General features: G+C 40.0%; 14 protein-coding genes and 1 riboswitch. Of the genes, 4 read left to right on the top strand and 10 right to left on the bottom strand.

The window, feature by feature from the left end; all coding sequences use genetic code 11:
• Positions 1-36 precede the first annotated feature (36 nt).
• The gene (locus tag PQ477_RS18640; RefSeq protein ID WP_274272678.1) at positions 37-1,248 is read right to left on the bottom strand and encodes a ribonuclease H-like domain-containing protein; all 1,212 of its coding nucleotides are present in this window, start codon (positions 1,246-1,248) and stop codon (positions 37-39) included.
• A gap of 36 nt (positions 1,249-1,284) precedes the next feature.
• Positions 1,285-3,537: a DEAD/DEAH box helicase gene (locus PQ477_RS18645; protein WP_035397890.1), complete on the bottom strand. Its 2,253-nt coding sequence runs from the start codon at positions 3,535-3,537 to the stop codon at positions 1,285-1,287.
• Positions 3,538-3,699: 162 nt separating this feature from the next.
• On the opposite strand from PQ477_RS18645, the gene pepF reads away from it, so the two are divergent.
• Positions 3,700-5,499: an oligoendopeptidase F gene (gene pepF, locus PQ477_RS18650; RefSeq protein ID WP_144559032.1), complete on the top strand. Its 1,800-nt coding sequence runs from the start codon at positions 3,700-3,702 to the stop codon at positions 5,497-5,499.
• Between the two features lie 32 nt (positions 5,500-5,531).
• Here pepF and PQ477_RS18655 read toward each other — a convergent pair whose 3' ends face one another.
• The 3 genes from PQ477_RS18655 to PQ477_RS18665 form a co-directional block, all read right to left on the bottom strand.
• Positions 5,532-6,224, bottom strand: coding sequence for a hypothetical protein (locus tag PQ477_RS18655; RefSeq protein ID WP_144559033.1), 693 nt, complete (start codon positions 6,222-6,224; stop codon positions 5,532-5,534).
• Between the two features lie 109 nt (positions 6,225-6,333).
• Positions 6,334-6,948 (bottom strand): alpha/beta hydrolase, encoded by a 615-nt coding sequence (locus PQ477_RS18660; protein WP_274272679.1) that lies wholly within the window; start codon positions 6,946-6,948, stop codon positions 6,334-6,336.
• A gap of 100 nt (positions 6,949-7,048) precedes the next feature.
• A complete protein-coding gene (locus PQ477_RS18665) occupies positions 7,049-7,210 on the bottom strand; it encodes a hypothetical protein (protein WP_186370605.1) in 162 nt (53 codons plus the stop codon).
• Positions 7,211-7,682: 472 nt separating this feature from the next.
• Between PQ477_RS18665 and PQ477_RS18670 the strand changes: the two genes are divergently transcribed.
• The 3 genes from PQ477_RS18670 (at position 7,683) to dapA (ending at position 9,658) form a co-directional block, all read left to right on the top strand.
• On the top strand, positions 7,683-8,207 hold the full coding sequence (locus PQ477_RS18670; RefSeq protein ID WP_144559035.1) for a hypothetical protein: 525 nt from the start codon (positions 7,683-7,685) through the stop codon (positions 8,205-8,207).
• A gap of 97 nt (positions 8,208-8,304) precedes the next feature.
• Positions 8,305-8,457 (top strand): aspartyl-phosphate phosphatase Spo0E family protein, encoded by a 153-nt coding sequence (locus tag PQ477_RS18675; protein WP_078440115.1) that lies wholly within the window; start codon positions 8,305-8,307, stop codon positions 8,455-8,457.
• A 52-nt stretch (positions 8,458-8,509) separates the two neighbouring features.
• Positions 8,510-8,684: riboswitch (Lysine riboswitch) on the top strand.
• Positions 8,685-8,761: 77 nt separating this feature from the next.
• Positions 8,762-9,658 (top strand): 4-hydroxy-tetrahydrodipicolinate synthase, encoded by an 897-nt coding sequence (gene dapA, locus PQ477_RS18680; protein WP_060705295.1) that lies wholly within the window; start codon positions 8,762-8,764, stop codon positions 9,656-9,658.
• A 50-nt stretch (positions 9,659-9,708) separates the two neighbouring features.
• Here dapA and kapB read toward each other — a convergent pair whose 3' ends face one another.
• The 5 genes from kapB to PQ477_RS18705 form a co-directional block, all read right to left on the bottom strand.
• On the bottom strand, positions 9,709-10,080 hold the full coding sequence (gene kapB / locus PQ477_RS18685) for a kinase-associated lipoprotein KapB (RefSeq protein WP_060705296.1): 372 nt from the start codon (positions 10,078-10,080) through the stop codon (positions 9,709-9,711).
• 17 nt (positions 10,081-10,097) lie between these two features.
• Positions 10,098-10,283 (bottom strand): hypothetical protein, encoded by a 186-nt coding sequence (locus tag PQ477_RS18690; RefSeq protein ID WP_144559037.1) that lies wholly within the window; start codon positions 10,281-10,283, stop codon positions 10,098-10,100.
• Positions 10,284-10,289: 6 nt separating this feature from the next.
• Positions 10,290-10,544 (bottom strand): hypothetical protein, encoded by a 255-nt coding sequence (locus PQ477_RS18695; protein ID WP_035397876.1) that lies wholly within the window; start codon positions 10,542-10,544, stop codon positions 10,290-10,292.
• A 106-nt stretch (positions 10,545-10,650) separates the two neighbouring features.
• A complete protein-coding gene (locus PQ477_RS18700) occupies positions 10,651-11,292 on the bottom strand; it encodes a YpjP family protein (RefSeq protein WP_274272680.1) in 642 nt (213 codons plus the stop codon).
• Between the two features lie 72 nt (positions 11,293-11,364).
• Entirely contained in the window at positions 11,365-12,849 is a 1,485-nt protein-coding gene (locus tag PQ477_RS18705; RefSeq protein WP_274272681.1) for a glutamate synthase subunit beta, read from the bottom strand.
• Positions 12,850-12,913: the final 64 nt, after the last annotated feature.

Below are 12,913 nucleotides of genomic sequence, written 5' to 3' on the forward strand. Positions count from 1 at the left end.
ATACGTCGACTTATGCGCTTCCCCAGGAAATAACGATTATTTCTGCTTTAGACGGTTGATTCGTTTAAGTGCTTGCAGACGTTCCTTCTCTATGGTCGCAAACGATAACGCTTGATTTGCATAGGTAAATGCCTTCGTGAAATCTTTTAAGTAGTGCTCATATATAAGCGCTAATTCATTAGCACTTTTAAAACGTAACGTCTCATCCTTAAGAGCTTTTTTGAAGTCTGCAACCGCTTGTTCATATAATTGCTTTTTCTTATAAGCGTAGCCGCGATAAAAGTAGGCTTCCCCTTTTTGACTGCTTTGCTCCTGAGGGGCATTAATACCACTCGTTAACATAGTAGTCGCAACCTCTAGTTCTCCATTACGTTGATGCCATTTTGCGAGCTGCAAACGCTCGTTAAGAGATGTCTGCTCTTCCCAATTAATAACTTTCTCTGTTAATTGAGCATAGAGAGCAATTAACGATAATACATCTTGCTCGTGATGTTCAAATACACTCGCAATAAGGCCAGGATCTTGTTCGCGAACAAAATCAAAATATAGGAGTGGTACGAGATGAGACGGTGTATCCACATTTCTTTCAATTCCAAGCTTCTCTTCTTCTATAACGCTCAGTTTGCATGATGGTAGTTCGTTTTTCCACATTCGTCTTGCACTATGAAGCAAATCAAAATGACCAAACTGTGGTAAATGTGGCACTGTATCTCTTAAGTAAGCATGACGTGTTTTTAAACGTGGCCAGTCAAATGCTTTACCATTAAAACTAACGAGGTGTTCCAGCTGACCAACGTCTTTAAGAAAATAGTGATATAAAGCAGACTCTGCATCTGGAGAAGGTAGCAAGTATTGGCGAACAACGATTTCTTCTTCTTCAAAACAAGCAAAACCAAGTAAAAACATTTGCGTACCTGCTCCTGCGCTTAAACCAGTTGTTTCTGTATCAAAGAATATAAGTTTATTTATTGGAACCGATCGTCTTGAAAGCGGGTGGGAAAAAGATTGGCTGTCCCATTGATAAAGACCATCTCTATATGCGCGAAAGGTTTTGAAACCATACTGTGCATCAAGTGAATGTCGAACTTCACGAATATAGCAGACCTGCTCATCAAAAGTATGAGCTACTGTCTCTAGTGACGCCCAACTTTTTGAAGCTGAACGATTCGCTTCATTTCGTTCCACAATTGGCGTTTCTTCTTGTTTCATATGAACTTCCATTCGCTTTAGTTTTGCTCGTAATGACATGGTTTTTCCTTTCTTTAAATATGGTATGTGAAATTATCAAGCTCTTCTTTGCAAATCACTTATTAATGTGATCACTTTTTTCTTAAACAATGTGTCTTCCTTTACTTCTCCTACACATGCTGGACATCCTTGTTCGCATAAACAACTTGTAATGAGTTTACTCATATGATCTAAAACCGTGTCAAGATGGTCATATACTTCTTTAGCAAGTCCGATGCCTCCTGGATAAGCATCATAAATGAACACAGTCGGTTTCCCTGACACATCTGCTTTCACTTGGGGTGTTACGTGAATATCACTTCGTTCACACATAAGATGTAGTGGTGCGACATGATGAAGCAGTGTTGCAAAGCTCATGAGCATGTCTTCGATCTCTTTAGGTTCTGCAAATTCGGCAGGAAATGTTACCCACATACCACTCGTATGCATCTCTTCTTCAGGTAAGTGAACAGGGCCAGATCCAATGTTTTCCATAGTCGTTAATCGAATTTTTTTAAAGATCGTTACTTTTCCTGTTACAGATACATCTCCATAGGATAAGTGCGCCTGTCTTCGCTGGCTGAAAGCATCCTCTTCCAAAATGGTTAAAGAGACGGCTAAATTGGCATCCGTAAAGTAATCAACTTTTACTTCTCGCACGAACGCTTTCTTTTCATCCCAATCCAAATATTCAACTTGAAATTGTATACCTTGATGAAGATAAATGGCTTCATCATGGAGTAACGTCATGGCACTAAACCGATCCATCTCGCCAATTACTTTATGCGTCGTTACGTCACTTTGATCAATAATCACAACATTTTCTTGAGAAGCAGAGCGTAGACTAATGCCATGGGCAGGAAAGGCGTCCGTCATCCAGTACCAGCGATCTTTTTTTTGTAAAAGCACTTGTTTTTCAGTTAAATACATTAAATAGTCGTCGACTACTTCACCAATAAATTGATCTCCTACTTGAAATGGCAGTTCATATGCCGCACACTTTAAATGATCCAAATAAATGATTAAATTTAAAGGATTAACTCGCGCTGTTTCTGGGTTGCGATTAAAAAAGTATTCTGGATGATTCATAATGTATTGATCAATTGGTGAAGACGACGCGACCATAATAATTGCCGCTTCATTTTGTCTTCTGCCAGCTCGGCCAGCTTGCTGCCAAGCACTCGCTATTGAACCCGGATACCCGGTCAAAATACATACTTCGAGTTGACCAATATCAACACCTAATTCAAGAGCATTTGTGGATACTACACCAATAATTTCACCGCTACGCAACCCTTTTTCAATCTCTCGTCGTTGATTAGGCAAATACCCACCACGATATCCAGCAATGGTTTTTTTACCAAACGTATGCTTAATCATTTGCTGTAATTTTGTTAAGATGAGCTCTACTCTCACGCGACTTCTAGCAAATAGAATAGTTTGAATCCCTTCACGAAGAAAACCTTCTGCTAGTTCTTGTGCAGAGCGCATCGCACTTTGCCTAATTTGCAGAGGCTCGTTAACGACTGGAGGGTTGTAAAACAGAAAATGTTTTTTTCCAGAAGGTGCACCGTTTTGATCGATGATGTGAAAAGATTCTCGGACTAATGTCTCCGCTAACGCCTTCGGATTGGCAATGGTTGCCGATGTACATATAAACGTTGGATTCGAACCATAGTAGGCACAAATACGCTTTAGCCGTGCAATCACATTTGCTACGTGGCTTCCGAATACACCTCTATACGTATGGAGCTCATCAATGACGATATAATCTAGGCGCTCAAAAAAAGCAACCCATTTTGTGTGATGAGGCAAAATAGCTGAATGGAGCATGTCAGGATTTGTTATAACAACATTGCCTGACTGACGGACATTCGAGCGAATCTGTGGCGCTGTATCACCGTCATACGTATGACATTTTAATGAAACGCCAATATCACTAATCATTTCATTTAGTTCTGCCATCTGGTCCTGGGCCAACGCTTTTGTTGGAAACAAGTAAAGGGCTCGGCTAGAAGCGTCCTTTAAAAAAGATGTCAGTACCGGAAGATGGTAGCAAAGCGATTTTCCTGATGCGGTCGGTGTTACAGTAACGAAATGATCGCCTCTCTGACTGGACTCTAGTGCCTCCTTTTGGTGACAATAAAGTTCACTAATTCCTCGTTTACGCAAGCCATGGCAAATTTTCATATCAAGCCATTCGGGAAATGGCTCTGTTTTCGCATTCTTCGCTTCTATTTCATGCCAATAAATGATCTGTTTATCTTGTTTTAATTCCTGTAATTTTTGTTGTAATGTTTTTTTAAACATGATCCACCTCAAAAACGTCTTCTTCTTCTATTTTAGCGAATGGTTGTTCTGTTGGCTACTAGCAATTTATCACTCTATTTTTTTGAGGAGTAGTGTAAAAGCTTTTTGTTTATTGTATACTAATAGATATTTCGATTTACGAAGTTTAAGGAGGTAGAAACAATGACACTCACACACCGACAAGAGATTCCACTTGAAGAAACGTGGGATTTAAACGATCTTTTCTTATCAGATAAAGATTGGGAGCAAGCACGTCAGCACGTAGAAAAAGAAGCAGAGAAATTATCTTTATTTACAGAAAAAATTGGCGAACGGGCAGAAAATCTAGCCAATGCTTTGCAGGCAAGAGAAGCATTGATGAAAAAACTAGTGCCTATTGTTACCTATGCGACGTTGTCCTTATCGAGCGATGGTACAAATGCATCCGCTCAAGGAAACGCAAGCCTTGCTCAAAGCACACAAGCTCTTGTTCAAGCAGAATTAGCAAAGCTTGAAGCGGAGATCATAAAACTACCAGAAGCTGTCATTGAACAGTTTCAACAGGAGAATGAACTGCTTCAATCGTTCCACGTATTTTTAGATAAACTACTTGAATCAAAACCATTTTCACTCTCTTCTGAAACGGAAGAAGTGCTTGCTTCTCTTACACCAATTTTGACAAATCCCTATTCAACTTATTTAACAAGTAAAGCCGCTGACATGACTTTTCCAGATTTCATTGGTGCAAATGGCGAACAAAAGCCGCTTTCTTTTGCCAGGTTTGAAGACCAGTATGAGCTGTCTGCTAATACAGAAGAACGACGACATGCTTTCATTACGTTTGATGATACGTTGAAGCAGTACGAGCATACTTATGCGAAACTTTACGCCGGAGAAGTTATGAAACAAGTAACCCTCGCACGCCTACGTGGGTATGACTCTGTTGAGCATATGCTATTGCACAGTCAACAAGTGACGCCAACGATGTACCATAACCAGCTAGATATTATCTATAAAGAGCTAGCACCTCATATGCAGCGGTATGCAAAACTAAAAAAAGACGTTTTAGGTCTTGAATCTTTTGGCTTTTCTGACTTAAAAGCCCCTCTCGACCCTGAATTTGAACCGCCTACAACATACGATCAAGCTTATGAGACGATTATAGAAGCGCTTAAACCCCTCGGCGAAGACTATAGTCGCATGCTTGTGAAGGCTAAAAATGAACGCTGGGTAGACCGAGCAGACAATATCGGCAAGGCTACTGGTGCCTTTTGCTCTAGTCCCTACGGATACCACCCTTATATCTTATTAACATGGAAAGATACGATGCGCGGTGCTTTTATTTTAGCTCATGAACTCGGACATGCTGGACATTTTTATAACGCAAATGATGCCCAACCACTACATGCGACACGTCCTTCTACGTATTGTATTGAAGCACCCTCTACAATGAATGAGCTGTTTCTTGGAAATCACCTTCTAGCGTCAACCGATGATCCGCGAATGAAGCGTTGGGTTATTCTTCAATTTATCGGTACGTACTACCACAATTTCGTCACTCACTTATTAGAAGGTGAATTTCAACGCAGAGTTTATGCACTTGCGGAGAATGGCACACCGTTAACCGCCATTACGTTGCGCGAAACAAAGCAAGCGGTTCTCTCTGGTTTTTGGGGTGATGCAGTTGAGATTACAGAACGAGCTGGGCGTACATGGATGCGCCAACCTCACTATTATATGGGCCTATATCCATACACTTACTCTGCTGGTTTAACAGCAGCAACAAAAGCCTACACGCTCTATCAAGACCAAGGTCAACCAGTTATTGACCAATGGCTAAGCATGCTTCGCGCTGGCGGAACACTTCAGCCGCTTGAGCTGTTTAAACTGGCTGGAGTTGATATGGAAAAGAAAGAAACGATACAAGATGCGGTTGCATATGTCGGTTCTCTCATTTCAGAGCTTGAAAATAGCTATCAATAAAGAAAACGGGATGCATCAGCATCCCGTTTTCTTTATTTATCTTCTTCGTTTGCTTGAAGCAACGCTTTATAGCCAGATCGTGTTAATTGATTGTCTTCATCAATATAATTAGAGTTCGCAAGTGATTGATTACTCTCTTTGGATAAACGCGGTAGTAGACGCTGAATTTCTTCATTTAGTGCAGCAAATGAGCCTGATTCTAAAATGTCCGGATCCATTGATGCCGCAATTTCCCGCATTGGTGATTGTTTAACAAATAACTTCTTTGTTCCTTTAACAACGTTCATTAAACGACTCGACGCATTAAGCCATTCTTGACGAACTCTCGATGTTTCAGTATCGGTTTGTTCGAGGCGTTCACGAATTTTTTCTTTTTCCAGCTCTGCTAATTCGGTTTTACTTAATAGTTCTTCAAACAATTGAGTTCGATCCAAATCAAGCTTTTGTAATTGATATTCTTTTTCTTGTAACGCAACAAGATCATGTTCTTTTGTTTTTTCATGCTCATGATCGAGCTCTACTTTCTCGTCTTGATCCTTTTTTATAAATTGATCGAGCTTCTCTTCTAATCGCTTTGTTTTTAAAACAAGAAACACAAATAAAGCGATTAAAGCAGATAGGACGACAATTTGATACCATAAATGGCTCAGTAGCGCTAAACAAAACACACCGACTAAAACCACTCCAGCGAGTGCATAAAGCCAACTGCTTCTTTGTTCTTTCAACCTACATTCAACCTTTCTTTGATGCTTATCGTTTAAAAGCAGTTTAACGAAGTTTCGATTTTTTGTCCACTTTTAATAAGAAAGGCTCATGCTTACATGCCGAACCGATTTAGCCACGTAATGTGTCATACCAGCGTTTTGCTTCGTCAATTTCTTCGCGTAGCAATTGATGGCCACCTGTTGTCCAATAGCTTTCAACAGATGCCCCTGCTTGTTGTAAATCTGTAATGAGGGTGTTCGTTTGCTCAGCTGGAATCATAGGATCATTTTTTCCTGCGCCAACAAACACAGCCGTTTCGCTTAAATTCGGTAATTGTTGCTTTTCTTGCGGAACCATTGCATGGAACAAAAATACGCCTTTAAAAACAGAGCCGTGTTCATATAGAAGATTAGCGGCGATGTTGGCACCATTTGAGTAGCCAATCGCATATACATCTTGACCTTGAAACTTGTACTGAGAAGCTACTTGTTGTAAAAAATCGTTTAATTCATCCGTACGCTTCTTTAAATCTTCCATATCAAAAACACCTTCTTGCAAACGGCGGAAAAAGCGAGGCATTCCATTCTCTAAGACATTTCCGCGAACACCTAGTACATTGGCTTTATCATCGATCATCTTTGCGAGAGGCAACAAATCGCTTTCATTCCCACCAGTTCCATGAAGCAGCACAAAAGTCGGTTCACCGTTCTCTTTTTCTTGAAATACATGTTTATGTTCGCTCATGTTTATTCCTCCATACACATTTTTGTTTCCTTTACTATAACAAAGAAGATAATAGTTTACCACTAAACTGTACTCAATAAAAAAAGAATTAGCCACAGGACTAATCCTTTTTTTCGTTTTTAAGCGCGTCAATTTCTTCTTCTAAAACAGAGACGTATTCTTCGTAAATCTCAATAAAAGCTTCTCGTCGGTATTGTTCTTCTTCTTTTCGCATTTCGTCAATTTTAAAACGGTATTCTTCTTTTGAAGGTGTAAAGCTCATCTTCTCTCCTCCTTCATTCTTTTCAAACAATAAGTGCCCTACCTCTCACTCATCGTTACGGTTCCTAGACCGAGCCACTTGAATGAAAAAAATGTATGCCGTAAAGTCGCAAAATCAAAAAGCACCTCTCCTTTTCCGTGGACATTTATTCTATACCCGCTCTATCTGTTTTAAAAACAATCATTTATAAGAATCTGTATTACTACACAACAAAAAAAGAGCCAAGAGGCTCATTAGGCATAATAGCTATTAATCATGTCTAAAATCGTTATATCCTCTTCTTGTTCATTACGCTGCGAGTCTTTTTCAGTTGCCATAGTATCTCCTCCTGAAATTGATTGTGCTTACTACATACTATATGCCATTGTATTATAACAGTCAATACTTTTTTCGTTTGTTTTATAACAATTGTTTTTGAATAAACCGTATTTTTTATCACAAACTAAAAAAAACGAGACAGAGGAGCTTTTACATGACACGTTTATTTAAAGTGTGCGTCACGTTCATACTTGTTGTATTAGTAGCAACTGGTTGTGTGCAAGGTCATACACCACAAAAACAAAGTGAGGACATAAAGAAGTTATCAAATCGTCAAGATGTTAATCACGTCAAGCTGGAACAAACAACAGAGAGTGAAGTCTATGCAACTGAAATTGAAACCTATTTAGGCTCTGTTTACTCATTACTTCCGGGCCTTGGAACAGAAGTAGATAATGGGATTCATGGCGGAGTAAATCAACTTGATACTCTTTTAACAAAAGCGGAAGAGTTTGAAGCCATTCCATCGGTAGAACCATTTCACAAGTTAAAGGATTTACATCATTCTTACCTTGTTGCGTTAGAAGAATTGGATGCTGCAAAAGATGAAAATGATGCTCGGCTTCATTATAGTTATGCGACATTAACAATTCGCTTATATGCAATGGAATATCAATCACTGGCAGCCGAGAATGGCATTAAAGCGACAAAAGATTTTGATATGTCGAGAATTGACTAAGAAAAGAACTATTTGACTAGTTTTGAATAAAGCTTTTTCTTAGCAGAAATTCACGCTATAATACATCTTGTACTAATTCCATAGGTGGAGTGAAACTATGATTCATATTGATATAGAAGTAAAACGAAGTGAAATGCACATGATCGCAAAGAAATTCGGTTTAGGCGCTACTAAAACCGTTAAGTGTTCTCAAGAGCTTGATTCACTATTGAATTGTCTTCAACAACATCGAGGGAAATTTCATCGCTAACCTTGCTTTATGCGAGTAATTTTGGTATGGTAAAGCCATATTAATTGAACAGATTTATAGTAGAGGCGCATGATCAAAGAGTACGTTCACTGAAGGATTAGGCCTGTCGATGTGGATGGAAAGGTGTGATTGCCGAAATAAGGAATGACCTACTTTCATTCTTTATTGGGGCTGTTTCTGAACAAGAGCAGTACTGTCATACATTTGTATGGGGGGCTACATGAAGGTAGGTACGACCTATGCAGCAATGGACTTGTCATTGTTGTTTTTTTATTCCTCTCTACTGTTCATAAGGAGGATTTTTATGCATTTCGGACAATTATTAACCGCAATGATCACACCATTTTCACAAGATGGTTCCATTGACAAAGAAGGCACTTATTCACTTATTCAGCATTTAGCAAATACAGGAACGGATACCCTTGTTGTTAACGGTACGACAGCTGAGTCACCTGTTCTAACCGCTTCTGAACGAAAAGATATGTTAAAGCTGGCGATTCAGGCAACAAATAAACAAATGAAGGTTATTGCTGGTGTCGGTTCTAATAATACGGCTCACACAATTGAGTTGGCAAAAGAAGCAGAGGCTCTCGGAGCTGATGGCATAATGGTTGTTACACCATACTACAATAAACCTTCACAGGAAGGAATTTATCAGCACATGCTTCAAGTGGCCACTGCCGTCTCTCTTCCCGTTATGCTCTACAATGTACCTGGAAGAACTGGAGCCGATATGTCAGTGGATACAGCGATACGGTTATCGTTGATTCCTAATATTGTTGCACTTAAAGAAGCGAGCGGAGACGTTGATAAAGTAACCGAGATTGTTTCGCAAACGACGGACCATTTCCAAGTGTATAGTGGTGACGATTCCTTGACGCTACCGATGATGGCAGTTGGTGCTACTGGTGTAGTCTCTGTTGCCTCTCATATAGTTGGACGTGAAATGAAAGAAATGATTTATGCACTTCATCATGGTGAATTCCAGCGTGCAAAAGCCATTCACCAAAGCATTTATCCTGTTATGAAGGGGTTATTTATGGCTCCTAACCCTACAGCAGTAAAAGCAGCACTAACTGCATTTAATTTACCTGCTGGCTCGGTTCGCCTTCCACTCATTCCGTTAACGGACGAAGAACATCATGCACTTCATGTACTTTTGCAACCTTTTCTTCCGCAAACAACGTTATATGCAAATTAATAATCCAAAAAGCGTATGTTCTATTGAACATACGCTTTTGAATTGCTTCGTTAAAAAGAATAATCTTGCCGTAAATCATCTAACAAGTGGAGACTCTTTTTCGCCCATTCTGAATCATCTTGCGCTATGGATTCATAGGCAGTACGCCATGCCTCACGCAAAGAGACGTTGTAGTCAGGTGCCTCTTCTTCTTCAAAAGGTTTGACCGTTGTATAAGGTACCCACGCTTTTTCTAAATAAGCAAGCGCTTTTCGCTGATGAAAATAAGCAACGTCTACTTGTTTTGGATTATGTAAATCCCCTTGTTTCGGATGGGTTACTACAGCTAACACTTTAAAAAGCGCACGATTTTGATCTTCTTGCACTTCAATAAGTTCTCCAATATAAATACCTGTTTTGTACTTTGCTTTTACTAAACCCATCTTTACACCAACCCTTTTTATAGAAGAAACGTAAACATCATAACAATAAATAGCAGTGCACATACGAATGCCAATGGAATACTCCAGTATAGAGGTTTTTTATTGCCCTTTAACGCCGAAGCTAACGCAATTCCGCCAAAAATACCGGCTACGATAAAACAAACAATAAAAAACGCAAGAAACCCTATGTCTTGACTACTCATAACTAGTTATAAACCTGGCACAAGTCGAGTAAATAAGTCCCATAAAAACTCTGAGGCCGGCACTAAATACTGTTCATTCATCGTTCTTAAGCTATCATTATCCATAAACAATTCGAGTACAATGAGCGTAAAAGTTCCTGTCATCGTTAAAATGGCCGAAGCAAGTACGAGCACTAATAAACCAATATAGGCAAATACAATTCGTAAGAGCCACTTAAGCCAAGTCGGCCTTTGTTGTCTGCCTTTGTTTTCCGCTTCCATTAACCATACTCCTTTTTTCGTTGGTATACCTCTACTGTACCAAAAGATTCGATAAAAAGAGAACAAAAATACGAAAAAAGAACGACTTTTTTATAGAAAACGAACCTCACGCTTGATAAAGCGGAGGTTCGTTTTTTCCCCAATAGATAGAGCCTAGTTCATAATGTTCATTAAAGTTATCTTCATACGAGTGATAGTGGAATTGAAATACATGACCTGTCTTTGGCGGTCGATCAATGCGAACGTGAAACCGTAGTAAATCATCGCCTGTTTTTGCATGAACGATGTGCATAATCTTTTCACCCCGTCCAGTAGAAGATGCTTCTGTCATGCTAATTTCTTGCCACATATTACGGTCACTCGTTTCCAACACTGTTGCCACTGCTTGTTTCAGTTCTGGCAAAATTTCATCTTTATAAGCAGCTTCAATTTTTTGTCCGATTCGTTGACCAAACTTCTTCATACCTTGGCGATACGCTTCATCCATGATCATAATCTCAGTCAGCCAGTGTGATTCTAGCTCGACATGCTCATATTGCGTCGGCGAACCGACAACAAACGGGAGCAACGTGTATTCTTTATCATTTGTTTGATACACATTTGATTTCGAGTCATTCCACTGCCATGCTTTCACTGTAGATAGTTCTCCAGAGTCCGCTTTTTCTACCGAAGGATCCATAATTGAAAGATTAATAGAAAAGAAGCCAACGAGCACCATCATCATATGTTTTAAATACGTTGTGACCATTTTCATCATCCCATTGGCTTTTTTCTTATTATGACACGGAGCGAAGCTGTCGGTCTAGAACATTTTCACCAATTAAGGCAATTGGCTACTTCCCATTAAGAAACGATCACATTCACGGGCTGCTTCTCTTCCTTCGTGAATAGCCCAAACCACTAAACTTTGACCGCGACGATTATCTCCAGCAGCAAATACGTGGGCTTGATTCGTTTGATAACGCCCATATTCAGCGTCAATGGTTTGACGATTTGTTTGCTTAATATTCATTTGTTCAAGTAGTTTCCGCTCCGGTCCAGTGAACCCAACTGCAAGTAAAACAAGATCTGCTTCCCATAATTTCGTTGAATCTGAAACAGGATGACGAACCTTTTTTCCATCTTCTAAAGTAGTATTCACTTCAATTGTTTCAAGACCGACCAACTCGCCTTTTTCATTACCAACGAATTTCGCGGTTTGCAGTTTATAGCTGCGCGGATCACGACCGTAAACCGCTTTAGCCTCTTTATGGGCATCTTCTTCACTATAGACATTTGGAAATAGCGGCCATGGATTTTGAATGTGACGAATCGTTTGCTTTTGTTCATTAATATCAAACTGAGTAACCGAACGTGCTCCATGACGAATAGATGTCGTTATGCAATCCGCTCCCGTATCACCACCACCGATTACAATGACATCCTTACCTTTTGCAGAGATATAATCATCGTCTTGATGATTTGAATTTAACAAACTTTTCGTATTCGCTGTTAAAAAGTCCATAGCATAATGAATGCCTGTTAACTCTCGGCCCTCTTGATCAACATCTCTTGGCATCGTTGCGCCTGTTGCCAAGATAATAGCGTCGAATTCATGATCCAATTCCTCCGCTGTTACATCAACACCGACCTCCACATTGGTTTGAAATACAATTCCTTCTTCTTTCAAAAGTGTAATACGGCGATCAACAATTTTATAAGCGAGCTTCACATCCGGGATACCGTAGGTTAATAAACCACCTGGACGATCCTCTCGTTCAAATACAGTTACGAGATGCCCTGCTTTATTAAGCTGAGCCGCACTCGCTAATCCAGCAGGTCCTGAACCAATAACGGCAACTTTTTTACCTGTTCGCTCCTTAGGAGGATTGGGTTTAATCCAACCTTCTTTAAAGCCTTTTTCTACAATGCTGTACTCAATCGATTTAATTGTAACTGGCTCATCACTGATGGCTACTGTGCAAGAACCCTCACATGGTGCAGGGCAAACTCTGCCTGTGAATTCTGGGAAGTTGTTCGTCTTATGAAGACGGTCGAGGGCTTCCTTCCACTTCCCACGGTACACGAGCTCATTCCACTCTGGAATGAGGTTGTAAACTGGACAGCCAATTTCGTTTGACCCCGGCATGGTTGTACCTGCTTGACAGAACGGGATGCCGCAATCCATACAGCGAGCCCCTTGACGCTTTAACTGTTGCTCTGGCATAACAATTTGAAATTCCTTCCAGTTCTTTACACGAGCCATTGGATCCTTTTTTCTAGGCGCCTCTCGCTTGTAATCCATAAACCCCGTTGGCTTTCCCATCGTTTGCTCACTCCTTACTTAACTCGATTGAAGGAAGAGTGTGATTACCCACTCTCCCTTTTCT

Source organism: Shouchella hunanensis, from assembly GCF_028735875.1.
GTDB lineage: Bacteria > Bacillota > Bacilli > Bacillales > Bacillaceae_D > Shouchella > Shouchella hunanensis.